Below are 20,742 nucleotides of genomic sequence, written 5' to 3' on the forward strand. Positions count from 1 at the left end.
TTGCGCGGGCCTTTTTCATGCCGACTGGCGGCCTGTATTACACCGGCTGTACCTTGTCAGCCTGCAGACCCTTCTGGCCCTGCACGACTTCAAAGCTCACAGCCTGGCCTTCCTTGAGGCTCTTGAAGCCCTGGGTCTCGATGGCACGGAAGTGCACGAACACGTCCTCGCCATTCTGCCGGCTGATGAAGCCGAAGCCCTTCGCATCATTGAACCACTTAACGGTACCGTTCTCGCGCTCAGCCATCTCACTAACTCCCTTTGACTCTCTCTTGTTGTTGGAAACGCCTGTTGGGCGGCTGACAAGCAAGGGGGAAGCGAGGTGCATCGATGCAGCGGATCGGGAAGATCTTGCTTCATCAGGCCACGATCCACGGTGACCTTGCCAAGCTCAGCGACTGCAACTTAACCCGCCCAAAACGAAAAATCAACTGGCAAAATCTTTCACTGTCAACCCCAAAACGGCGACCATACGGGACAGCATGGGACTCTCATTCATCTTATATCTGCTAGCGGTCATTTTTGTCCTGATCGGCATCGCCGGGATCATCCTGCCGGCCCTGCCTGGCATCCCGCTGGTGTTCATCGGCCTGCTGCTGGCGGCCTGGGCCGACGGCTTCGCGCACGTCGGCTGGCCCACGCTCGTGGCTCTGGGCGTACTGACCCTGCTGTCTCTGCTGGCCGACGTGCTGGCCACCGTGGTCGGCGCGCAGCGGGTCGGCGCCAGTCGCAAGGCGTTGTGGGGCACCTTCGTCGGCAGCATCGTCGGCATGTTCTTCATGCCGATCGGCCTGTTCGCAGGGCCATTGATCGGCGCGCTGCTGGGCGAGTACTGGCATACCCGTGAACTGGGCCGGTCAACCAAGGTCGGTCTGGCCACCTGGCTCGGCATCCTGCTGGGCCTGGCGCTGAAACTGGCCGTGGTGATCGCGATGCTGGGCCTGTTCGCCTTCGCCTGGTTCCTGTGACCGCCGCCGCCTTCACGCCCCGCGCACGCGGTGGCCGTGCATAAACCGTGGGGGCTGGCCGCGATGCGGTACAGCCGCCACACTGTGCGATTCCCGTCTTCACCGAAGGGCCTGCTGCAATGACCCTCCCCACGCTGTTTCCCCGTCTCGCACCGCTGGCGCTGGCCCTGGCCAGTGCCCCGCTGGCTGCGCAGGAGTTCGCGCCCGGCGCCGACACCTCGCCGGCCGCCTGTGCGGCCATCAACACCGACGCCGCGCGCCTGGCCTGTTATGACCGTCTGTTCGCGCACACCCCGCAGGCCACGGCCGCTGCCGACGCCGCTGCCGAAGCCGCCGCACTGGCACGCCGCGAAGAGCGCCAGACCGCGCGCGTAAGCCAGGGCGAGGAAAAACTACGCGAGCGGGTCAGCGACCTGTTCCGTCCGGCAGCACCGGACAGCGCGCTGGCCAACGCTGGCCGCGGATCGCTGCTGGACAGCCGCTGGGAACTGGCCGAAGACTCCAAGCTGGGCCCGTTCCAGTTGCGCGCCTACAAGCCGGTGTACCTGCTGCCCGCCTTCTGGACCAGCGACCGCAACACCACGCCGCATTCGCCGAACCCGGCCAACACAGTCACCACCCCGCAGGTGCTGGACAGCGCCGAGCTGAAGTTCCAGATCAGCTTCAAGACCAAGATTGCCGAGAACCTGTTCGGCGACAACGGCGATGTCTGGGCCGGCTACACCCAGAGCTCGCGCTGGCAGGCCTACAACGGCGAGGATTCGCGCCCGTTCCGCGAAACCAACTACGAGCCGGAAGTAATGATGGTGTTCCGCAACGGCTACTCGATCGGTGGCTGGCGCGGGCGCATGACCGGCATCGCCCTGAACCACCAGTCCAATGGCCGCGCTGATCCGCTGTCGCGCAGCTGGAACCGGGTGATGCTCAACATCGGCCTGGATCGCGAGAACTGGGCACTGGTACTGCGCCCGTGGTACCGCATTCCGGAGACCCGCAGCGACGACAACAATCCGGACATCGAGGACTACATGGGCCGCGGTGATGCGACCCTGACCTGGAACCGCAACGGCCACGAGGTCTCGCTGATGGCGCGCCATTCGTTGCGCACCGGCAGCCGCTCGCACGGTGCCCTGCAGCTGGATTACGGCTTCCCGATCAGCAACCTGCTGCGCGGCCATGTGCAGGTCTTCGACGGCTACGGCGAAAGCCTGATCGACTACAACCACAAGGCTACCTACGTGGGCGTGGGCGTGTCCCTGCTGGAGTGGTTCTGATGCAGGTGACGATCTGGCACAACCCGGCCTGCAGCAATTCACGCGGCGCACTGAAGCTGATCCGTGATGCAGGCTTCGAGCCGGAGGTGATCGAGTACCTGGGCGCCCCACCCGACGTGGCCACGCTGCGCCAGGTGCTGCTCGAATCGGGCCTGAGCGCGCGGGAGCTGGTGCGCAGCAAGGAAGCGCAGTTCGCCGAACTGGGCCTGGAAGATTCGGACGAGGGCACGCTGCTGGCCGCGATGGCCGAACACCCGCGGCTGATCAACCGCCCCGTGGTGCGCACGGCCAAGGGCACACGGCTGTGCCGCCCACCGGAAACGGTGCTGGAGATCCTGTAACGGAAAAGGGGACGGAGGGGATCAAGTCGTTTGTGCACAAACGACTTGATCCCCTCCGTCCCCTTTTCTGGTTATCGCCAGTCGGTGATGCCTTCGCGGCGGTACACCTCGGCGAACGCCGGGCGTGCCTTCATTGTGGTGGCATGCGCCTTGAGCACCGACCAGGTGTCGCTGGGCTTCGGCATGTTGCGCGACCAGCGCATCAGCATCACCAGCATGTAGTCAACCACGCAGGGCGTGGCGCCCAGCAGGTAGGGACCGTGCGCCTGCAGGTGCGTGGCGGCATGCTGCCAGGCCGCTTCCAGCCGCTGACGTGCCATCTCGCGGCTCGCCTCGATATTCGCCTCGCCCGCCACCTCATGCGGGTAGAACCAGGCACGATAGGCCGGCTGCAGCGTATTGGCACACCAGAACATCCAGCGGTAGGCATCGGCACGTTGCGGTGTACCTACCGGGGGCAGCAGGTTGGCTTCCGGATGGCGATCGGCCAGGTACAACGCAATGGCCGCCGCTTCGGTCAGTACCAAGCCATCGATCATCAGCGTCGGCACCACACCGGCCGGATTCAGTGCCAGGTACTCCGCCGACTTCTGCTCGCGCGCGTCAAAATCCAGCAGTACCAGTTCATGCTCGATGCCCAGCTCGATCAGCAGCCAGTGCACCACCAGCGCGGCGGTACTGGTTGAACCATACAGCGTGGTGCTCATGCGCGGATCCTGTGTGGATGGATCGGCCGATTATGCGCCCACACGGGCTGTCGCTGCTCAGCCGCAACTGCTCATGCAGGTATCGCGGCTTTCGCTACAGGACATGATCGGTGTGCGGATCGCGCAGTCGTGCGTCTTCAGTTCACAGGAGCGCCGCAGTTCGGGATTGGCAACGTCCTTGCAGCGCTTGTCCGGCGCCGGCACCATCTGTTGTTCACAGCTGAAGTCGCTGCTGCCGATGCTGCCCTTCGCCATGCAGCTGCGGTAGCTGGCCTGGCACTGCATGCGGCACTGCGAGGAGGCGGAGAAATCCGCACCTTCGTAGGACGACGTTGTGCTGCAGCCGGCCAGGACCAGCAGGAACACAGCCGCGAGGGATCGATGCAGGCGCATGCGCACATCCTAGTGCAGGGGGTGTGTCGACCCTAGCAGACCACGGTTGCTCCTGCATGCACCGGTGCGCCCCGATCAGTACACGGGAATACCGGTGTCGGTGCGGACTTCATTCACGGTGCCGCCGCAGGAGAGGAGGCACTGGGCATAAGGAGCACTGCATGAAGGAAGCGCCGGGGGACCACAGTAGTTGCCGGCACCGTTGCCTCCTTCGCAGTTGTGCCGCTGCTTGTCGTCGGCGATACCACTGCAACGGCTGATGATCCGGCTCTTCTCGCGTTCGCAGCTCCGCTGTTCCGACTCGCCGCGGGCGCGGTTGTGGAAGTCGCACGTCGCCTTCCGGCTCTCGCAGACCGACGCGCAGATCTTCCCCGCTTCGTGGGTTGGCGGTTCAACGAAGTAACGCGGCCCGCAGGCGTTGCACGCCAGCGCAGCGACCAGCAACACGAAAACACGCGACCACTTCAGCACGATGGACTCCCTTCCAATGCGTCAGCCAGCACGTTAGCAGAGCACGTCGCCCACGGGCAGGCCGCATACAACAACGGCGCCACGAGGGCGCCGTTGTCCGAACTGGAACGGGAGCAGTTACTCCACCACCACCGGAATCTTGCCGATGCGGGCCTGCCATTCGCGCGGGCCGGTCTTGTGCACCGATTCACCGGTGGAGTCGACCGCCACCGTCACCGGCATGTCTTCCACGGTGAACTCGTAGATCGCTTCCATGCCCAGGTCAGCGAAGCCGACGACCTTGGCCGCCTTGATCGCCTTGGACACCAGGTAGGCCGAACCACCGACGGCCATCAGGTAGGCCGACTTGTGCTTCTTGATCGCCTCGATTGCCGCCGGGCCGCGCTCGGCCTTGCCGACCATGCCCAGCAGGCCGGTTTCGCTCAGCACCTGTTCGGTGAACTTGTCCATGCGGGTCGCGGTGGTCGGACCGGCCGGGCCCACCACTTCGTCGCGCACCGGATCGACCGGGCCCACGTAGTAGATGAAGCGACCCTTCAGATCGACCGGCAGCGCCTCGCCCTTGTTGAGCATGTCGACCATGCGCTTGTGCGCGGCATCACGGCCGGTCAGCAGCTTGCCGTTGAGCAGCAGGGTCTGGCCCGGCTTCCAGTTGGCCACGTCTTCCGGCGTGATCGTGTCCAGGTCCACGCGGGTGCCCTTGGACGCGTCGTAGGTCAGCTTCGGCCAGTCTTCCAGCGACGGCGGGTCCAGCATCACCGCGCCGCTGCCATCCAGAGTGAAGTGCGCATGGCGGGTGGCCGCGCAGTTCGGAATCATCGCCACCGGCAGGTTGGCCGCGTGGGTCGGGTAGTCGTTGATCTTGATGTCGAGCACCGTGGTCAGGCCACCCAGGCCCTGCGCACCGATGCCCAGCGCGTTGACCTTCTCGTACAGCTCCAGGCGCAGCTCTTCGATGCGGTTGGACGCACCACGGGCCTGCAGTTCGGTGATGTCGATCGGCTCCATCAGCGCTTCCTTGGCCAGCAGCATCGCCTTTTCGGCAGTGCCACCGATGCCGATGCCGAGCATGCCCGGCGGGCACCAGCCGGCGCCCATGGTCGGCACGGTCTTCAGCACCCAGTCGACGATGGAGTCGGACGGGTTGAGCATCGCGAACTTGGTCTTCGCTTCCGAACCACCACCCTTGGCGGCGACGATGACGTCGACGGTGTTGCCCGGCACCACCTTGACGTTGACCACGCCCGGAGTGTTGTCCTTGGTATTGATGCGCTTGCCGGCCGGATCGGCCAGCACCGAGGCGCGCAGCTTGTTGTCCGGGTACAGGTAGGCGCGACGGATGCCCTCGTTGGCCATGTCCTCAACACCCATGGTGGCGTCATCCCAACGCACGTCCATGCCGATTTCCAGGAACACGGTGACGATGCCGGTGTCCTGGCAGATCGGACGGTGGCCTTCGGCGCACATCCGCGAATTGATCAGGATCTGTGCGATCGCCTCCTTCGCGGCCGGCGACTCCTCGCGCTCGTAGGCGGCGGCAAGGTTCTTGATGTAGTCGACCGGGTGGTAGTACGAGATGTACTGCAGCGCGTCGGCGACGGACTGGATGAGGTCTTCCTGCTTGATCGATGTCACGGATTGCTCGCTTGCTGAAGGCTGGCGGGGTAATCCGCTCATTTTACCCCCTCTGCCACCGGGGGTGCCGTTGTACATTCGTGTCACGTCCCTGCCCGCTGCGGCGTCCTTGCCCACATGAACGCCGAAATTGCCTTCCAGACCCACCGCCCGCGCCTGATGGCCCTGGCCTACCGATTGCTCGGCAGCCGCGCCGACGCCGAAGACGTGGTCCAGGATGCCTGGCTGCGCTGGTCCGGCGCCGACCCGGCGGCCGTCCGCGACCCCGAGGCGTGGCTGGTCACCACCACCACCCGGTTGGGCCTGGACCGGCTGCGCGCGGCCAAGCGCGAGCGCGTGCACTACGTAGGGCCGTGGCTGGCCGAGCCGCTGGCGGTCACCCTTGAACCCGATCCGGCGCCTGGCCCGGCGCAGCTGCATGCGCTGGCCGACGATGTCTCGGTGGCCTTCCTTACACTGCTCGAACAGCTCGGCCCCGAAGAGCGAGCCGCCTTCCTGCTGAAGGAGGCGTTCGACCACGACTACCGCGAAATCGCCGACCTGATCGGCCACAGCGAGGCCAACTGCCGGCAGCTGGTGCACCGCGCCCGGCAGCGCCTGCAGGCCGGACGACCGCGCTTCAACGCCGACGCCAGCCAGCACCGGCAGTTGCTCACCCGCTTCATGGACGCCTCGCAGCGCGGCGACAGCGAGGCGATCCAGGCGCTGCTGCACGCCAACGCGCTGCTGGTCTCCGACGGTGGCGGCGTGGTTACCGCGGCCATCCGCCCGCTGCTGGGCGCCGAGCGTATCGGCCGCCTGTTCTGGGCCATCGCCCGCCGCGGTGCGGCACATCCGGCGCAGCTGGGCTATGTCAACGGCGAGCCGGCGATCCTGCGCTTCCAGGGCGATCGCCTGCACTCGATCACCACCATCGAAGTGGTCGATGGCCGCATCGCCAACGTGTACAGCCTGCTGAATCCGGAAAAGTTGCCGGACGTTGTCACGCGCGGCGACGCTGCGGCGTCCTTGTGATGAAAGGCGGCCATCGTGGCCGCCGTGGAGCTGAAGATGTCCAACCATGCCTCTCCCCGCGTTCCCTATACCCGCCTGGCTGCCGAGGCCTTCAAGGGCCTGCTGGCCACCAGCAAGGCGGTGCACGAAAGCTCGATCGACCCGACGTTGATGGAGCTGCTGTTCCTGCGTGTTTCCCAGCTCAATGGCTGCGGCTACTGCATGGACATGCACGCCACCACGCTGCGCAAAGGCGGCATCGAGCCGCGCAAGCTGGACACCCTGCCCGCCTGGCACGAAAGCCGCTTCTTCGATGCCCGCGAGCGTGCGGCGCTGGGCTGGGCCGAGGCACTGACCCGGCTGACCGACGGTGCGCCGTCGCAGGCCGCGTTCGATGCACTGGCACCGCACTTCGATGAGAAGGGCATCAGTGACCTGAGCATGGGTATTGCGGTGATCAATGCCTGGAACCGGCTGGGCGCGGGGCTGCTGCCGCCGCTGCCGTAAAGGTGCCCCACCCGATCGCCACGATCTGCGGTAGATCCACGCCATGCGTGGATGGGCCGGGCCGGATCCCTTCGCTTCGCGAAGGGCTCTGACCCGATGTAGGTCGCTGGGGTCAGAGCCCTTTGCCGCGCAAAGGGATCTGACCCCGGTGCCGGCCACACGGCTGCACTGACCCCATCTGCACGTATCAGGCGCGCACAATACGGGCATGCCTGCTACCCCCACCGCTGGCGCTGCCGCCGCGAAGAAACCCAGCCTGCGCCAGCGCTTCAAGGCGATGCGCAACCTGCCGCCGTTCCTGCGCATGGTCTGGAAGACCAGCCCCGCGCTCACCCTCGCCAGCCTTGGGCTGCGCCTGATCCGTGCGCTGCTGCCAGTGGCGATGCTGTACGTCGGCAAGCTGATCATCGACAGTGCCCTGCACCTGAGCCAGCACGATGCCGGCTTCCCGCCGCTGGGCGAGGCGCTGTCGAGCGGCGTGCTCAATCCGCTGCTGGGCCTGCTGGCGCTGGAGCTCGGCCTGGCCATCGCCTCGGACCTGCTCGGCCGGCTGGTCAGCTACGCCGATGCCCTGCTCTCGGAACTGTTCGCCAACGTCACCAGCATCCGGCTGATGGAACACGCGGCAACGCTGGATCTGGAGGACTTCGAGGACCCGGACCTGCAGGACAAGCTGGACCGTGCGCGGCGCCAGACCATGGGCCGGATGAACCTGATGAGCCAGCTGTTCGGCCAGGTCCAGGATGCGATCACCGTGGCCAGTCTGGCCATCGGCCTGCTGGTGTACGCGCCGTGGCTGATCCTGCTGCTGGTGCTGGCGCTGGTGCCGGCCTTCATCGGCGAATCGCACTTCAACGCGGCTGGCTACAGCCTCAACTTCCAGTGGACCCCCGAACGCCGCCAGCTCGACTACCTGCGCCAGCTCGGTGCCAGCGTGGAAACGGCCAAGGAAGTGAAGATCTACAACCTGCATCGCTTCCTGGTGGAACGCTATCGCAGGCTGTCGGTGGCGCTGTTCCAGGCCAACCGAGCGCTGGCCCGGCGCCGCGCGTTCTGGGGCACGCTGCTGGCCGCGCTGGGCACGCTGGGGTACTACACCGCCTACGCCTACATCGCGTGGCGCACGGTGCGCGGCGACTTCTCGATCGGCGACCTGACCTTTCTCGCCGGCAGCTTCCTGCGCCTGCGCCAGCTGTTGGAGGGCCTGCTGATCGGCTTCTCGCAGGTGGCCAGCCAGGCGCTGTACCTGGACGACCTGTTCTCGTTCTTCCAGATCCAGCCGGAAATCCATTCGCGCGAGGGTGCGGTCCGGGTGCCACAGCCGATCCGCCAGGGCTTCGTGTTCGAGAACGTCGGTTTCCGCTACCCCGACGCCGAGCACTGGGCTGTCCGCCATCTCGACTTCCAGCTGCAGGCCGGCGAAGTGCTGGCTCTGGTCGGCGAGAACGGAGCGGGCAAGACCACGCTGGTGAAGCTGCTGGCGCGGCTCTACGAACCGGACGAAGGCCGCATCCTGCTCGATGGCCGCGACCTGCGCGATTACGACCTGGACGACCTGCGCGCCAACCTTGGGGTGATCTTCCAGGACTTCGTGCGCTACAACCTCAGCGCCGGCGAGAACATCGGCGTCGGTCAGGTCGAGGCAATGGACGACCAGTCACGTATCGCTGACGCCGCACGGCGCGGCATGGCCGAGGAAGTGATCGACGACCTGCCCGGCGGCTACGACCAGTTGATCGGCCGCCGCTTCAAGCAGGGCGTGGACCTGTCCGGCGGCCAATGGCAGAAGATCGCCATCGCCCGCGCATGGATGCGCAATGCGCAGGTGATGATCCTGGATGAGCCAACTGCGGCGCTGGATGCGCGCAGTGAGTTCGAGGTGTTCCAGCGGTTCAGGGAACTGGCGGATAATCGCACCGCAGTGCTGATTTCCCACCGTTTTTCCTCGGTACGCATGGCTGATCGCATCCTGGTGCTGGCCGATGGACGGATCGAGGCCAGTGGCACCCACGCGCAGCTGATGGCGCAGGGCGGCCGTTATGCCGAGCTGTTCGAGCTGCAGGCGGCCGGTTACCGCTGAGAACGCCTCTCGTTCCGCCCAATGAGAACTTGTCTCATTTGAGATAGAATCACCCCCGACGACTTTCGATAGATACGCTCATGTCCTCCGCTTTTGGCGCCGAAACGGTGCTTGAGGTCCGTCACTGGACCGATGCCTACTTCAGCTTCACCCTCACCCGCGACAGCGGTTTCCGCTTCGAGAACGGCCAGTTCGTGATGATCGGCCTGGAAACCGAGGCGCGGCCGCTGCTGCGTGCGTATTCCATCGCCAGCGCCAACTGGGAAGAGCATCTGGAGTTCTTCAGCATCAAGGTGCAGGACGGCCCGCTGACTTCGCGCCTGCAGCACATCAAGCCGGGCGACAAAGTGCTGGTCGGCAAGAAGCCCACCGGTACCCTGCTGATCAGCGACCTGCATCCGGGCAAGAACCTGTACCTGCTGGGCACCGGCACCGGCATGGCACCGTGGCTGTCGGTGATCAAGGATCCGGAAACCTACGAGCGCTTCGAGAAGGTGATCCTGTGCCACGGCGTGCGCTACGAAAAGGACCTGGCCTACCGCGACTATTTCGAGAAGGAACTGCGTGAGCACGAGTTCCTCGGCGAGATGGTGGGCGACAAGTTGCTGTACTACCCGGCCGTCACCCGCGAGCCGTTCGCCAACCAGGGCCGCCTGACCCAGCTGATGGAAAGCGGCGAGATGCAGCGCACGCTCGGCCTGCCCGAGCTGAACCCGGAGAACGACCGCGCGATGATCTGCGGCAGCCCGCAGATGCTGGCCGACCTGCGCAGCGTGCTCGATGCCCGTGGCTTCCAGGTCTCGCCGCGCATCGGCCAGCCGGGCCACTACGTGTTCGAGCGCGCGTTCGTCGAGAAGTAAGACGTGGGGCAACCGCCCCACCCTTTTTACGCGGCCTGTTGCGTACCTTGCGTATTACCGGCATCGTCCTCCTCACAGGGGCCGATGGCCCTGCTGGGGAATTCACGGATGATGAACACATGGATCCCGCACTGGATGCGGGCCTTGGCAATTGCCAGCCTGCTGCTGGCGGCCGTTCCGGCATGGGCCGCGCCGCCCGCCCGCGGCGAAGTGCCGCCGCAGGCGCTGGGCAACGACCGCAAGGGCAATCCGGTCAATCTGGCCGAGCAGCGCGGCAAGGTGGTGATCGTGACCTTCTGGGCCTCCTGGTGCGGGCCCTGCCGCAAGGAACTGCCGATCCTGGCCCATCTGCAGCAGGTGGTCGGCGAGGACGCATTGAAGGTCTATGCGGTCAACTGGGGCGAACCGCGACTGGAAGTCAGCCGCCTGATCCGCCAGCGTGACTGGCCAAAGCTGGAATACCTGCATGATCCCGGCGGCGCGCTTGCCGAGCAGTTCGGCATCGTTGCCGTACCCCACATGTTCGTCGTCGGCCGCGATGGCACCATCGCTCACGCGCACCGTGGCTACAGCGAGGCCAGCCTGCCGAAGATCCTGGAACAGGTGATCGAAGCACTGCCCGAAGATGTGCGCAACCGCCAAGCAGGAGCGGCGGCGCTGGGGCGCTGAGCACAGGCACCCGGCACGAACGGCGGCATGTCACAGCAGCGCTTCGATCTCTTCGCGCAGCTGCTTCGGCTTGGTGGTGGGCGCATGACGCGACACCACCCGTCCCTGGCGATCGACCAGGAACTTGCTGAAATTCCACTTGATGCGGGCACTGCCGAGCAGGCCACGCTTCTCGCGTGACAGCCATGCCCACAGCGGATCCGCACCCTCGCCGTTGACCTCGATCTTCTCCGACAGCGGAAAGCTGACCGGGTAGTCCAGCGAACAGAACTGGCGGATCTGCGCAGCGTCACCCGGCTCCTGCGCGCCAAACTGGTTGCACGGGAAGCCGATCACCATCAGCCCGCGTTCGCGGTAGTCCTGCCACAGCTGTTCCAGCCCGGTGTACTGCGGGGTGAAGCCACAGCGACTGGCGACATTGACCAGCAGCAACGGGTGGCCCTGGTACCGGGCCAGCGCCTGCGGCTGGCCGTCGAGGTCACGGAAGCTGAAATCGTAGGCGGTGGTCATGGCGACGGGCCTTGGAGGGTCGTTGCATGGTACCCGGGCCCGGCTTCGGCAACATGCCTTTTGACACAAGTGCAGCCGCGCCGGACCGGGTTACCCTCGGGCCCTTGTTTGCCTTACCGGAGCTACTACCTTGACCACTCGCCTTGCCCTTGCCGTGGCCATGACCCTCGGCCTTGCCCTGCCCGCCTACTCGGCCGGTGCCGCCACCCCGGCTGCCAGCAGCGCCGCGCAGCAGGCCAACCCGTTCTTCGCCGACAGCCCGCTGCCGCTGCACTTCCCGCAGTTCGACAAGATCAAGGACAGCGACTTCGCCCCGGCCTTCGACGCCGGTATGGCGCAGCAGCTGAAGGAAGTGGAGGCCATCGCCAACACCAAGGCCAAGCCGACCTTCGACAACACCATCATCGCCCTGGAAAAGAGCGGTGACACCCTGGACCGTGCGACCACCGTGTTCTTCAGCCTGGTCGGCGCCGATACCAACGACACCCGCAAGAAGCTGCAGGCCGACTACTCGGCGAAGTTCGCCGCGCACAGCGATGCGATCGCGCTGAACGGCAAGCTGTTCGCGCGCATCCAGGCACTGTATGACAGCCGCACTACCCTGGGCCTGGACGCAGAAGGCGTGCGCCTGGTCGAGAAGTACTACGACAACTACGTGCGCGCCGGCGCCAAGCTGTCCGAGGCCGACAAGGCCAAGCTGAAGGAAATGAACGCCGAGCTGGCCAACCTGGGCACCAAGTTCAGCCAGAACGTGCAGTCGGAAGTGAACGCCTCGGCGATCACCGTCGACGACGTCAAGGAGCTGGACGGCCTGTCCAAGGAGCAGATCGCTGCCGCCGCCGAAGCCGCCAAGGCCCGTGGCCTGGACGGCAAGTACGTGATCACCCTGCTCAACACCACCGGCCAGCCGCCGCTGACCAACCTGGCCAACCGCGCCCTGCGCCAGAAGATCTACGAAGCCTCCACCACCCGTGGCAGCCGTGGCGGTGAGTTCGACAACACCGCGCTGGTGTCGCGCATCATGCAGCTGCGTGCCGACAAGGCCAAGCTGATGGGCTTCCCGAACTTCGCCGCCTACAACCTGACCAACCAGACCGCCAAGACCCCCGAAGCGGTCAATGCGATGCTGGGCAAGCTGGCCCCGGCCGCCGTGGCCAACGCCAAGCGCGAAGCCGCCGACCTGCAGGCGATGATCGACAAGGAACAGAAGGCCGCACGCAAGCCGACCTTCCAGCTGGAACCGTGGGACTGGGCCTTCTACAGCGAGAAGGTGCGCCAGGCCAAGTACAACTTCGACGAGTCGCAGCTGAAGCCGTACTTTGAAATGAAGAACGTGCTGGAGAACGGCGTGTTCTACGCGGCTGGCCAGGAATTCGGCCTGACCTTCAAGCAGCGTACCGACCTGCCGGTCTACCACGATGACGTCACCGTCTACGACGTGTTCGACGCTGACGGCAGCCAGCTGGCGATCTTCATCTTCGACCCGTATGCACGCGCCTCCAAGCGCGGCGGTGCGTGGATGAACTCCTACGTCTCGCAGTCCAAGCTGACCGGCTTCAAGCCGGTGGTGGCCAACCACCTGAACATCCCGAAGCCGCCGGCGGGCCAGCCGACCCTGCTGACCTGGGATGAGGTGAACACCACCTTCCACGAGTTCGGCCACGCCCTGCACGGCATGTTCTCCAACGTGAAGTACCCGTACTTCTCGGGCACCTCGGTGCCGCGTGACTTCGTCGAGTTCCCCTCGCAGGTCAATGAAATGTGGTCGGACAACCCCGCCATCCTGAAGAACTACGCCAAGCACTACCAGAACGGTTCGGCGATGCCGCAGGCGCTGCTGGACAAGGTGCTGGCCGCGGCCAAGTTCAACCAGGGCTTTGCCACCACCGAATACCTGGGCGCAGCCATGCTTGACCAGCGCTGGCACCAGATCGGCCCGGACCAGGTGCCGGCCGCCAAGGACGTGATGGCCTTCGAGCGCGCCGCGCTGGAGAAGGACGGCATCTACTACGCGCCGGTTCCGCCGCGCTACAAGACGCCGTACTTCAGCCACATCATGGGCGGCTACTCGGCCGGCTACTACGCCTACATCTGGTCGGAAGTGCTCGACGCCAACACCCAGAAGTGGTTCAACGACAATGGCGGCCTGAGCCGCAAGAACGGCGACCACTTCCGCGCGACCCTGCTGTCCAAGGGTGGCAGTGTGGATGCGATGCAGCTGTTCCGCGATTTCGCCGGCCACGAGCCGCAGATCGAACCGCTGCTGGAAAAGCGTGGCCTGACCGGCACCGGCAACTGATCGGCAATGCAGTAGCCTGAAACGAAAACCGCCCGGGAAACCGGGCGGTTTTTTTGTTGGGTCATCCACGCATGGCGTGGATCTACTCGTCCATGCATCGCGTGGATCCATCCATCCACGCATGGCGTGGATCTACCCGTCCACGCATCGCGCGGATCCGTCCATCCAGGCATCGCGCGGATCCACCATACGATTGCGTGGTCGCAGTAGATCCACGCCATGCGTGGATGCTCTTCCGGATCAGCGCGGCGCCACGTACCCACCCGGCACGCCTTCCGGCGACAGCACCAGCTGCCACAACTGCGCATGCCGGCAACGGAAGGTCGCCATCGACCCGGCCAGGTAGAAACGCCACATGCGGCGGAAATGCTCGTCGTAACCCGCGTCCAGCCGTGGCCACGCTGCTTCCACATTGCGCCGCCAGGCCTGCAGGGTCAGGTCGTAGTCGGTGCCGAAGTTGTGCCAATCCTCCAGCACGAAACGTCCTTCGAATGCCTTGCTGATCTGCACCGCCGACGGCAGCATCGAATTGGGGAAGATGTAGCGCGCGATCCACGGATCAGTGCGATGCCGCGAGATGTTGGTGCCGATGCTGTGCAACAGCAGCAGGCCGCGCGGCGACAGGCAGCGCCTGGCCACCTCGAAGAAACTGGCGTAGTTCTTGTCGCCGACGTGCTCGAACATGCCGATCGAGAAGATCGCATCGAACGGTTCGTCCAGTTCGCGGTAGTCCTGCAGGCGGATCTCGATCGGCAGGCCAGCGCACAGGTCGCGTGCGAACTCGGCCTGTTCCTGCGAGATGGTCACGCCGACGCCGCTGACGCCGTAACGCTCGGCAGCGAACTTCAGGGCTTCGCCCCAGCCACAGCCGATGTCCAGCACGCGCTGCCCAGGGCGCAGGCCCAGCTTGCGACAGACCAGGTCCAGCTTGGCTTCCTGCGCGGCGTCGAGATCATCGGCATTGCGCCAATAACCGCAGCTGTAGACCAGGCGCTGACCGAGCATGGCCTGGTAGAGATCGTTGCCGAGGTCGTAGTGGCGGCGACCGACTTCGTAGCTGCCCTGCCCGACCTGCAGGTTGAACAGGCGCGCCTTCAGCGCGTCGGCCACTTCGCGCCAACCGTGCACCCGTTCGTCCAGGTGCGCCTGCATCAGGTGGACGAGGAACTCGTCGAGGACGTTGGCATCCCACCAGCCGTCCATGTAGCTCTCGCCGAGGCCGAGCGAGCCGTGCGCCATGACCCGCGCAAAGAAGCGCGGGTCATGCACCTGGATATCCTGTGGCTGGGTACCACCGATGCGGACCCCGGCTTCCTGCAGCAGGCCGGTAACCCGCTCCTGCAACCCTGTATCCACGCCACCTCCTCGACTGCGGTCAACCGCGTGCGAACAGCGCCACGTAGTCCTTGGCCACGTGTGGCAACAGCACCGCCGCCGGTACGTCGGCGGTCTGGGTGCCGTCCGAGTATGGACCCACCTGGTACGGCGGGAAAACAAAGCGCAGCGCGGTGATCTGCCCCTTGTCGTCGGTCAGCGGCTGGAACTGGCTGAAATTGTCGGCCTGCGGTCCGGTACCGTCGGCGATCATGCGCGATGCGTTGCGCAGCGATTCCTGCAGCTGGGCAGGGTCCATGTCCTCGCCGCTGAGCCGCGTGGCCACGCGTTCGCGCAGCTGGTCGGCGACGAAATCGCTGATCGCCTTCCAGCCCTTGGCATCGACCACCAGCTTGTCGGCACTGAGCATCTGCTGCTGCGCCGGCAGCCACACGAAGCGCGCAACCAGCGGTTCACCGTGGGCGCCACCGGTGTAGCGGCTGCCATCGGCACTGACCACCACCAGCTGCGGGGTTTCCAGCAGCTTCTCGAAACTCAGCGACAGCTCGTAGGGCATGGTCGGCTTGTCATTGCCCAGCCCGTCCAGCGCCTGCTGCAGGTCGCCGCGTGCACTGGTGGCGTAGCTCTGCAGCGCGCGTGCCAGGCCGGGGTAACGGTCGATGCCGGCCGGATAGCTGATGCCGACCACTTCGCGCTCGTTGTTCTCGATCACATCGCGCAGGTCCAGCGGCGCTTCCGTGGCCGGCGTTTCACCCGCAGCAGTGGCCTCGGCGGCAGGCGCCGCGTCGGTCGCCGGTGCCGGCTCGCTCTCACGCTGGCAACCGGCCAGCAACAGCACGCCCACCACGCCGGCCAGCACGCTGCCGTGCAGCGGCCGGTTGTTTCCAATCTTCATCGGGATCCCCTGTTCATGTTTGTACATCATCGCCTGCCATGGCTGAAGCGTGACCCGCTGGCATTCAGCCAACGAGCAGATCGTGATACTCCTCATGCCGCTGCAGGAAGGCCTCGGCATACGAACACGCCGGCACCACCTTGTACTTCTGTTCGCGGGCGAAACGCAGCGCGACGCGGGTCAACTCACCGGCGATGCCACGACCGGCGATCGGCTCGGGCACTTCGGTGTGGGTGATGACCATGCGCCTGCGCTTGATCTGGTAGTCGAGCACCGCCAGCTGTCCTCGCACGCGGGCGGTGAAGCGGTGGCTGGCCAGATCGTGTTCGACCTCATAGGCCAGACCGGGGGGCGTGACCGAAGCCATGGAACTGTCTCCTGCGACGACTGCGTGGATGGTGCGCAGCCGGGCGCCATGATCGCGTGAAGCCTGAACAGGGGCAAGTCCGATCCATTCACGTCAGTTTCCGACCCTCAAGCTGGAGGGCGGCCGGCCGCTATCGCCTGTGGAGGGGTACGGCCACGCTGGCACGACCCTTGCGACCGTTGACCATGCGCACCACCGCGGAGGCTCTCATGCACCCCAGCGATACCCATTCCGATACCGACCGCGCCCTGCTGGAGGGCCTGCTGCAACTGGCGGTGGAAGGGCAAACCGAAGACCAGGATTTCCAGCGCATCGGCGAGGAAGTGTTCTCGCGCCTGCTGGACACCTACGGACGGCAGACCACGGCCTGAACCGGCTGGGGCGGATCGATGCCGATCCGCCCCGTTCCCCGCCTCAACCGCCGCCGAGGCGGAAGGTCGGGTTGGAGAGTTCGCGCAGGAAATGGCTGAAGATGCTCGGCTGCATGGCCAGCATGAAGATCACGCCGAACGCCGCGCCGGCCAGGTGAGCACTATGGTTGATGCGGTCGCCGCCCCGCTTGTCCATCCAGATGCTGTAGCCGACATAGAACGCGGCATAGACGATGGCCGGTGCCGGGATGAAGAACACCAGGATGATCGACCACGGCTTGATCAGGATGAAGGCGAACAGCACCGCCGACACTGCCCCGGATGCACCAAGGCTGAGGTAGTTCGGGTTCTTCTGGTTCTTCAGGTAGCTGGGCAGGATCGAAACCACCAGCGCACCGATATAGAACGCCGGATAGGTCAGGTAGCTGCCGGTCAGCTGCACCATCACGCTCTCGATGAATCCCCCGAAGAAGAACAGGGTGATCATGTTGAAGATCAGGTGCGACCAGTCGGCGTGGATGAAGCCATAGGTCACCAGCCGGTCGTACTGGCGGTGACGGTCGATGGCCGGCGGCCACAGGATCAGGCGGTCGGCCAGCTTGCGGTTGTTGAACGCCATCCACGAAAGGATGGCGGTGACGGCGATCAACAGCAGATTGACGGGGGTCATGTCAGGCTCAGGCGCTACGGTAGTTGTCGACCATACGATAGCGTTTCGCATACCAACCGAAGGCCAACGCCGCGATGAAAGCGAAACCGGCGAAGAAGAACATCAGGAACGCCGCCTCGCTCAGGCCTGTCCCGGCGATCTGGTGGGTCACCGTGTCGTTGCGCACGGCGGCGTTGGACAGCAGCACCCACAGGTTGCCGATGGTGGTGGTCAGGTTCCAGAAGCTCATCACCACGCCCTTCATGGCCTGCGGCGCCTGGCTGTAGGCGAACTCCAGGCCGGTGGCCGAAACCAGCACCTCACCGAAGGTCAGCAGTGCGTACGGCAGCATCTGCCAGAAGATCGACATCGCGTTGCCACCGTCCATCACCACCTGGATGCCACCGACCACGATCCAGGCCAGGCCGCTGAAGGCGATACCGGCGGTCATGCGGCGCAGCGCGGTCGGCTCGAAGCCGAAGCGGCGCAGGGCCGGGTACAGCACCAGGTTGTTGAACGGAATCAGGATCATCACCAGCAGCGGGTTCAGCGCCTGCATCTGCGAGGCGGTGAACCAGCTCGGCATCTGCATCTGCTGGCCCTGCAGCACCCAGGTCGAGGCCTTCTGGTCGAACAGCGAGAAGAACGGGGTGGTCAGCGCGAAGATGACCAGCACGCGCAGCACCGAGCGCACGCCCTCAACGGCTTCGGCCGGATGCTGGCCGCGGGCGCGGTCCAGCTGCAGCCAGGTACCACCACCGATGCCTGCCAGGATCGACACCAGCGCCAGGCACAGGCAGATCACGATGCCGAGCGAACCGACCAGGCCGAACGAGGCTGCCGCCAGCACCAGACCGAGCACGGCGATCACCAGGCCCGGACGGCCCTGACCTGCCACGCGCGCGGTCAGCGCGGTACGCACCACGTTGGCGAACGAATGCGGATCCTTCGGAGGCAGCGGCACCAGCACGTAGCGCTTGCGGCCCAGCCAGAACACGAAGGTGGCGATGAACATCAGGATGCCCGGGATACCGAACGCCCACTGCGGGCCCCAGTTCTTGAGCACCAGCGGGATCAGCAGCGAGGCGAACAGCGAGCCGAAATTGATGATCCAGTAGAAGGCGTCGAAGACGAGCTTGGCCAGGTGCTTGTTGCCCTGGTCGAACTGATCGCCCATGAACGAGGCCACCAGCGGCTTGATGCCGCCAGCACCGAGCGCGATCAGGCCCAGGCCAAGGAAGAAGCCTTCGCGGCTGTTCTCGAACAGCGCCAGGCACAGGTGGCCGGCGCAGTAGACCAGGCTGAACCAGAGGATGGTGTGGTACTTGCCGAAGAACTTGTCGGCCAGCCAGCCACCGAGCAGCGGGAAGAAATACACGCCGATCATGAAGCTGTGCATGATGTCCTTGGCTTCACCGGCACGGCCTTCGGCAGTGATTTCCTGCAGAAGCAGCGAGGTGATCAGGAACTGCACCAGGATGTTGCGCATCCCGTAGAAACTGAACCGCTCGCAGGCCTCATTGCCGATGATGTACGGGATCTGGCGCGGCATCTTTCCCTGGCCGGCGATGGGGGCAACTGCGTCGTGGCTCATCCTGTAAGGCATTCCTGCAAAGCGAAAGGCGCAAGATTACCGGAAGCAGGGCTTGCGAAGCACGCTGCAGGGCTGCATGACAACGGTGCCAATCCATGGCAGACACCGCATGCCATGCCGGAAGTCACGGAACCTGCACGACAAAAGCGTAAACTTATCGTTATGCGCCCCCCTGCCCTCGCCCCCCTCCTGCTCGCTTGCCTTGCGCTGCTGGCATGGCAGGCGCAGGCGCGACCACAGGCACCGGCTGCCGCCTCCAGCGATGGCGAGCCACGGCAACTGACTGTGGCCGCGCTGGAACTGCCCAGCCGCGACGACGCACAGTGGAAGCTGCGCCGCGAACAGGTCGCCCAGCTGTTGACCGAACTGCAGCCGGACGTGATCTCGGTGCAGCAGGTGCTGCAGCAACAGGGCCGCAACCCGGCCTGCTGGCTGGCCAGCCGTCTGCGCTACAGCTGCGACTTCGTTACCGCCGACCCGCCCAGCCAACCGCTGCGGCACGGCAACGCGATGCTGACCCGGTTACCGGTCAGCGAGGACGGCGTGACCCTGCTGCACCCGCCCGGTACATTCAGCGCGGCCGGCATGATGCGGCTGGCACTGGGCCAGGCACGGGTGAATGTCTATGTGGCGCGGCTGCGGCCGGACCCGGACGATGCCATTGCGCGCCAGCACCAGACCAGCGACCTGATGACCTGGATCGGCGCGACCGCCGAGGGCATGCCGAGCCTGATCGCCGGCGACTTCTCGGCCAATACGGTGGAACTGGTGCGCAGCACGCCGGGGTTCCAACCGGCCCGACGCAACCCTGGCGGCCGTCCCGAGGCTGCGGCCAGTGGCGGCGGAGCCAGTGGCCATGGCCTGGACGTGCTGTTCCAGGTCAAGCACTTCGGCGGCATCCGCCAGCAGCCGATCCTGCTGCCGGCCGACGGCGACCTGCCCGGCCTGAGGCTGGGCGTGATGGCCACCCTGCGCCTGCAGGGTGATACGGCCACGGCCGAATAGGTAGTGCCGGCCGCTGGCCGGCTCCCCGGCACCATACGGTTGCCGGCCAGCGGCCGGCACTACCCAATGAATGCTGCAACAGAAAAGGCCGGGGTTTCCCCCGGCCTTTCAATTCAACCTGTCGCTGAAATCAGGCGATCGCTTCCTGGTAACGGCGCTCGACTTCGTTCCAGTCGATGACGTTGAAGAACGCGCCGATGTATTCCGGGCGACGGTTCTGGTACTTCAGGTAGTACGCGTGTTCCCACACGTCCAGGCCGAGGATGGGGGTGTTGCCTTCCATCAGCGGGCTGTCCTGGTTGCCGGTGCTCTCGACCACGACCTTCTTGTCCGGGGTCACGCTCAGCCACGCCCAGCCGCTGCCGAAACGGGTCAGCGCGGCCTTGGTGAAGGCATCCTTGAACTTGTCGAAGCCGCCCAGGTCCTTGTCGATGGCCTTGGCCACGTCGCCCACCGGGTTGCCGCCAGCATTCGGAGCCATCACGGTCCAGAACAGCGAGTGGTTGGCATGGCCACCACCGTTGTTGCGCACCGGACCCTGCAGGTTCTCCGGCAGCGACTTCAGCTTCTTCACCAGCACTTCGACCGGCAGGTCAGCGTACTCGGTGCCTTCCAGCGCCGCGTTGACGTTGTTGATGTAGGTCTGGTGATGCTTGGTGTGATGGATTTCCATCGTCGCCGCATCGATATGCGGTTCCAGCGCGTCGTAGGCGTAGGACAGCTTGGGCAGGGTATAGGCCATGATGCATCTCCTGATTGCGAGGGCACCCGACGGTGTCGGGCGTTGCGCGGTGAATGATGGGGACAGAGCGCCAGATT

General features: G+C 65.3%; 23 protein-coding genes. 11 read left to right on the forward strand and 12 right to left on the reverse strand.

The features are described 5' to 3' along the window. Positions 1-37: 37 nt before the first annotated feature. Entirely contained in the window at positions 38-247 is a 210-nt protein-coding gene (locus ABR323_RS14850) for a cold-shock protein (RefSeq protein WP_135274436.1), read from the reverse strand. Between the two features lie 235 nt (positions 248-482). Here ABR323_RS14850 and ABR323_RS14855 point away from each other — a divergent pair, with 235 nt between their 5' ends. The 3 genes from ABR323_RS14855 (at position 483) to arsC (ending at position 2,583) form a co-directional block, all read left to right on the forward strand. Next, complete coding sequence (locus ABR323_RS14855; RefSeq protein ID WP_439449873.1) at positions 483-968, forward strand: DUF456 domain-containing protein; 486 nt, start codon at positions 483-485, stop codon at positions 966-968. A 119-nt stretch (positions 969-1,087) separates the two neighbouring features. Then, entirely contained in the window at positions 1,088-2,242 is a 1,155-nt protein-coding gene (locus ABR323_RS14860; protein ID WP_439449874.1) for a phospholipase A, read from the forward strand. After that, a complete protein-coding gene (gene arsC, locus ABR323_RS14865) occupies positions 2,242-2,583 on the forward strand; it encodes an arsenate reductase (glutaredoxin) (protein WP_439449875.1) in 342 nt (113 codons plus the stop codon). Before ABR323_RS14860 ends, arsC begins: the two co-directional genes overlap by 1 nt. A 71-nt stretch (positions 2,584-2,654) precedes the next feature. Here arsC and ABR323_RS14870 read toward each other — a convergent pair whose 3' ends face one another. From ABR323_RS14870 to ABR323_RS14885, 4 genes are all read right to left on the reverse strand, one after another. Next, a complete protein-coding gene (locus tag ABR323_RS14870; RefSeq protein WP_439449876.1) occupies positions 2,655-3,290 on the reverse strand; it encodes a glutathione S-transferase family protein in 636 nt (211 codons plus the stop codon). Between the two features lie 57 nt (positions 3,291-3,347). After that, on the reverse strand, positions 3,348-3,683 hold the full coding sequence (locus ABR323_RS14875; protein ID WP_439449877.1) for a hypothetical protein: 336 nt from the start codon (positions 3,681-3,683) through the stop codon (positions 3,348-3,350). A gap of 75 nt (positions 3,684-3,758) precedes the next feature. Next, complete coding sequence (locus tag ABR323_RS14880) at positions 3,759-4,154, reverse strand: hypothetical protein (protein ID WP_439449878.1); 396 nt, start codon at positions 4,152-4,154, stop codon at positions 3,759-3,761. Between the two features lie 117 nt (positions 4,155-4,271). Further along, positions 4,272-5,789, reverse strand: coding sequence for a fumarate hydratase (locus ABR323_RS14885; protein ID WP_439449879.1), 1,518 nt, complete (start codon positions 5,787-5,789; stop codon positions 4,272-4,274). Positions 5,790-5,906: 117 nt separating this feature from the next. Between ABR323_RS14885 and ABR323_RS14890 the strand changes: the two genes are divergently transcribed. From ABR323_RS14890 to ABR323_RS14910, 5 genes are all read left to right on the forward strand, one after another. After that, complete coding sequence (locus tag ABR323_RS14890) at positions 5,907-6,803, forward strand: RNA polymerase sigma-70 factor (RefSeq protein ID WP_439449880.1); 897 nt, start codon at positions 5,907-5,909, stop codon at positions 6,801-6,803. 36 nt (positions 6,804-6,839) lie between these two features. Further along, positions 6,840-7,289, forward strand: a complete 450-nt coding sequence (locus ABR323_RS14895; protein ID WP_135274445.1) for a carboxymuconolactone decarboxylase family protein — start codon at positions 6,840-6,842, stop codon at positions 7,287-7,289. A gap of 208 nt (positions 7,290-7,497) precedes the next feature. After that, a complete protein-coding gene (locus ABR323_RS14900) occupies positions 7,498-9,369 on the forward strand; it encodes an ABC transporter ATP-binding protein (RefSeq protein ID WP_439449881.1) in 1,872 nt (623 codons plus the stop codon). Between the two features lie 80 nt (positions 9,370-9,449). Next, positions 9,450-10,229 (forward strand): ferredoxin--NADP reductase, encoded by a 780-nt coding sequence (locus ABR323_RS14905; protein WP_439449882.1) that lies wholly within the window; start codon positions 9,450-9,452, stop codon positions 10,227-10,229. 135 nt (positions 10,230-10,364) lie between these two features. Further along, a complete protein-coding gene (locus ABR323_RS14910; protein WP_135274516.1) occupies positions 10,365-10,898 on the forward strand; it encodes a TlpA disulfide reductase family protein in 534 nt (177 codons plus the stop codon). Positions 10,899-10,928: 30 nt separating this feature from the next. Here the strand turns inward: ABR323_RS14910 and ABR323_RS14915 are convergent, their stop codons facing one another. Next, entirely contained in the window at positions 10,929-11,408 is a 480-nt protein-coding gene (locus ABR323_RS14915) for a glutathione peroxidase (protein WP_439449883.1), read from the reverse strand. A 130-nt stretch (positions 11,409-11,538) separates the two neighbouring features. Between ABR323_RS14915 and ABR323_RS14920 the strand changes: the two genes are divergently transcribed. Then, entirely contained in the window at positions 11,539-13,707 is a 2,169-nt protein-coding gene (locus ABR323_RS14920; RefSeq protein ID WP_439449884.1) for a M3 family metallopeptidase, read from the forward strand. Positions 13,708-13,947: 240 nt separating this feature from the next. Here ABR323_RS14920 and cfa read toward each other — a convergent pair whose 3' ends face one another. From cfa to ABR323_RS14935, 3 genes are read right to left on the reverse strand one after another with little or no spacing between them, the layout of a single operon-like run. Then, the gene (cfa, locus tag ABR323_RS14925) at positions 13,948-15,063 is read right to left on the reverse strand and encodes a cyclopropane fatty acyl phospholipid synthase (RefSeq protein ID WP_439449885.1); all 1,116 of its coding nucleotides are present in this window, start codon (positions 15,061-15,063) and stop codon (positions 13,948-13,950) included. Positions 15,064-15,082: 19 nt separating this feature from the next. Beyond that, the gene (locus ABR323_RS14930) at positions 15,083-15,964 is read right to left on the reverse strand and encodes a DUF3298 domain-containing protein (protein WP_439449886.1); all 882 of its coding nucleotides are present in this window, start codon (positions 15,962-15,964) and stop codon (positions 15,083-15,085) included. Positions 15,965-16,001: 37 nt separating this feature from the next. Further along, positions 16,002-16,304 (reverse strand): GNAT family N-acetyltransferase, encoded by a 303-nt coding sequence (locus tag ABR323_RS14935; RefSeq protein ID WP_006377679.1) that lies wholly within the window; start codon positions 16,302-16,304, stop codon positions 16,002-16,004. 209 nt (positions 16,305-16,513) lie between these two features. On the opposite strand from ABR323_RS14935, the gene ABR323_RS14940 reads away from it, so the two are divergent. Then, a complete protein-coding gene (locus tag ABR323_RS14940; protein WP_167796827.1) occupies positions 16,514-16,675 on the forward strand; it encodes a hypothetical protein in 162 nt (53 codons plus the stop codon). A gap of 43 nt (positions 16,676-16,718) precedes the next feature. Here the strand turns inward: ABR323_RS14940 and ABR323_RS14945 are convergent, their stop codons facing one another. Further along, a complete protein-coding gene (locus tag ABR323_RS14945) occupies positions 16,719-17,345 on the reverse strand; it encodes a rhomboid family intramembrane serine protease (RefSeq protein ID WP_135274452.1) in 627 nt (208 codons plus the stop codon). 7 nt (positions 17,346-17,352) lie between these two features. Next, entirely contained in the window at positions 17,353-18,918 is a 1,566-nt protein-coding gene (locus ABR323_RS14950) for a POT-type proton-dependent oligopeptide transporter (RefSeq protein ID WP_135274453.1), read from the reverse strand. Positions 18,919-19,080: 162 nt separating this feature from the next. Between ABR323_RS14950 and ABR323_RS14955 the strand changes: the two genes are divergently transcribed. Further along, positions 19,081-19,923 carry an endonuclease/exonuclease/phosphatase family protein gene (locus tag ABR323_RS14955; RefSeq protein WP_439449887.1) on the forward strand — a complete coding sequence of 281 codons (843 nt, stop codon included), beginning with the start codon at positions 19,081-19,083 and terminating at the stop codon, positions 19,921-19,923. 130 nt (positions 19,924-20,053) lie between these two features. On the opposite strand, the gene ABR323_RS14960 is transcribed toward ABR323_RS14955, so the two are convergent. Beyond that, positions 20,054-20,665 (reverse strand): superoxide dismutase, encoded by a 612-nt coding sequence (locus ABR323_RS14960; RefSeq protein WP_135274455.1) that lies wholly within the window; start codon positions 20,663-20,665, stop codon positions 20,054-20,056. Between the last annotated feature and the right edge of the window lie 77 nt (positions 20,666-20,742).

It is taken from the genome of Stenotrophomonas sp. ATs4, from assembly GCF_051861585.1.
Lineage (GTDB): Bacteria > Pseudomonadota > Gammaproteobacteria > Xanthomonadales > Xanthomonadaceae > Stenotrophomonas > Stenotrophomonas maltophilia_AS.

Bases quoted from the DNA above. Each gene is read 5' to 3' on its own strand.
- ABR323_RS14960 (WP_135274455.1), bottom strand. From the start codon at position 20,665: ATGGCCTATACCCTGCCCAAGCTGTCCTACGCCTACGACGCGCTGGAA.
- ABR323_RS14945 (WP_135274452.1), bottom strand. From the start codon at position 17,345: ATGACCCCCGTCAATCTGCTGTTGATCGCCGTCACCGCCATCCTTTCG.
- ABR323_RS14940 (WP_167796827.1), top strand. From the start codon at position 16,514: ATGCACCCCAGCGATACCCATTCCGATACCGACCGCGCCCTGCTGGAG.
- ABR323_RS14855 (WP_439449873.1), top strand. From the start codon at position 483: ATGGGACTCTCATTCATCTTATATCTGCTAGCGGTCATTTTTGTCCTG.
- ABR323_RS14950 (WP_135274453.1), bottom strand. From the start codon at position 18,918: ATGAGCCACGACGCAGTTGCCCCCATCGCCGGCCAGGGAAAGATGCCG.
- ABR323_RS14875 (WP_439449877.1), bottom strand. From the start codon at position 3,683: ATGCGCCTGCATCGATCCCTCGCGGCTGTGTTCCTGCTGGTCCTGGCC.
- ABR323_RS14935 (WP_006377679.1), bottom strand. From the start codon at position 16,304: ATGGCTTCGGTCACGCCCCCCGGTCTGGCCTATGAGGTCGAACACGAT.
- ABR323_RS14850 (WP_135274436.1), bottom strand. From the start codon at position 247: ATGGCTGAGCGCGAGAACGGTACCGTTAAGTGGTTCAATGATGCGAAG.
- ABR323_RS14890 (WP_439449880.1), top strand. From the start codon at position 5,907: ATGAACGCCGAAATTGCCTTCCAGACCCACCGCCCGCGCCTGATGGCC.
- ABR323_RS14930 (WP_439449886.1), bottom strand. From the start codon at position 15,964: ATGTACAAACATGAACAGGGGATCCCGATGAAGATTGGAAACAACCGG.
- ABR323_RS14910 (WP_135274516.1), top strand. From the start codon at position 10,365: ATGCGGGCCTTGGCAATTGCCAGCCTGCTGCTGGCGGCCGTTCCGGCA.
- ABR323_RS14900 (WP_439449881.1), top strand. From the start codon at position 7,498: ATGCCTGCTACCCCCACCGCTGGCGCTGCCGCCGCGAAGAAACCCAGC.
- ABR323_RS14915 (WP_439449883.1), bottom strand. From the start codon at position 11,408: ATGACCACCGCCTACGATTTCAGCTTCCGTGACCTCGACGGCCAGCCG.
- ABR323_RS14870 (WP_439449876.1), bottom strand. From the start codon at position 3,290: ATGAGCACCACGCTGTATGGTTCAACCAGTACCGCCGCGCTGGTGGTG.
- ABR323_RS14860 (WP_439449874.1), top strand. From the start codon at position 1,088: ATGACCCTCCCCACGCTGTTTCCCCGTCTCGCACCGCTGGCGCTGGCC.
- ABR323_RS14905 (WP_439449882.1), top strand. From the start codon at position 9,450: ATGTCCTCCGCTTTTGGCGCCGAAACGGTGCTTGAGGTCCGTCACTGG.
- ABR323_RS14895 (WP_135274445.1), top strand. From the start codon at position 6,840: ATGTCCAACCATGCCTCTCCCCGCGTTCCCTATACCCGCCTGGCTGCC.
- arsC (WP_439449875.1), top strand. From the start codon at position 2,242: ATGCAGGTGACGATCTGGCACAACCCGGCCTGCAGCAATTCACGCGGC.
- ABR323_RS14955 (WP_439449887.1), top strand. From the start codon at position 19,081: ATGCGCCCCCCTGCCCTCGCCCCCCTCCTGCTCGCTTGCCTTGCGCTG.